Source organism: Methylobacterium sp. WL116, assembly GCF_008039455.1.
In the GTDB taxonomy this organism is placed as follows: Bacteria; Pseudomonadota; Alphaproteobacteria; order Rhizobiales; family Beijerinckiaceae; genus Methylobacterium.
Map to the genome: position 1 here is coordinate 1 of NZ_VRUV01000917.1, position 1,009 is coordinate 1,009.

A 1,009-nucleotide genomic window follows, 5' to 3' on the forward strand; every position below is an offset into this window, starting at 1 on the left:
CTGCGCGCGGCCGCGTCCCATCCGGGCAGGGGCGCATCGCCGAGGACCGCCTCGCCGAAGGCGGCGAGCGCCGATCCGGGCTCCGGCGTGACGTAGAGCGCGTAGCGTGTCGGGGCGTCCACCGGGGCACTCGCTTCGGGCGTGGATCGGTCACGGCCCGGCGCGGATAGAACCCGATCGCCCGCTCGGCAAGGCGCGGCCGCTCAGCCCCGCGGGATCGGGCGGTTGCGGCAGGCGGCGCGATATTGCTGCCGGCTCAGGCCGCGCATGTTGCGGCGGTCGGCTTCCTGGGTGCAGGCGATCTTGCGGTCGGCCTTGTTGAGGCTCTTCGTGCCGCTTGACGGGACGTCGGTCGGCGCGGGCGCGGTGTAGGATTGCGCGAGGCCCGACGTCGTCAGCATCGCGAGACACAGGGTGCTTGCCAAGACCGTACGCATCCAACGAACTCCTGCTTCATCTGTCGCGCTCGCCGGGCAATAACCGGGCCAAGCTTGGCGGCTCGGGGCGTGGTCGATCATGCGGTGCGGCCGGCGGCGATCGCGGCGACGACGCGATGCGAATCCGACACCCATCCGAAGATGCTGCCCTGCGCCACGATCATCGCGAGGCCGGCCGCGTGGAAGGCCGGGATGTACGAGCCGCAGGCATCCGACACCACGAGGCAGCGGTAGCCGCGGTCATTGGCCTCGCGCACGGTGGTGTGGACGCAGACCTCGGTGGTAACGCCGCAGACGAGCAGCGTGGCGACGCTGCGCGCGGCCAGGATCTCGGCCAGGTCGGTGGCGTAGAACGCGCCCTTGCCCGGCTTGTCGACCACCGGCTCGCCGGGGGCGGGCGCGAGGTCGGCGACGATGTCGTGGCCGGGCCCGCTGGCGATCGACCTGGCGACGACGGCGCTGGTGATCATCGACATGCAGCGCGACTTCCTGGAGCCCGGCGGCTTCGGCGAGAGCCTCGGCAACGACGTCTCGCTGCTCGCCGCCGCCGTGCCGCCGGCGCGGGCGCTGCT

At 72.4% G+C, this 1,009-nt stretch carries 1 protein-coding gene and 2 pseudogenes; 1 reads left to right on the forward strand and 2 read right to left on the reverse strand.

Features of this window, described 5'->3' with window-relative positions; genetic code table 11:
* Nucleotides 1-203: 203 nt before the first annotated feature.
* Together FV223_RS28460 and FV223_RS28465 are read right to left on the reverse strand one after the other, a co-directional pair.
* Nucleotides 204-437, reverse strand: a complete 234-nt coding sequence (locus tag FV223_RS28460; protein ID WP_147729978.1) for a hypothetical protein — start codon at nt 435-437, stop codon at nt 204-206.
* 77 nt (nt 438-514) lie between these two features.
* Nucleotides 515-868: pseudogene (locus FV223_RS28465) on the reverse strand (cysteine hydrolase); the annotation flags it as partial.
* Here FV223_RS28465 and FV223_RS32250 point away from each other — a divergent pair.
* Nucleotides 852-1,009 (forward strand): annotated as a pseudogene (locus FV223_RS32250) (cysteine hydrolase); the annotation flags it as partial. The pseudogenes FV223_RS28465 and FV223_RS32250 sit on opposite strands and share 17 nt — an antisense overlap.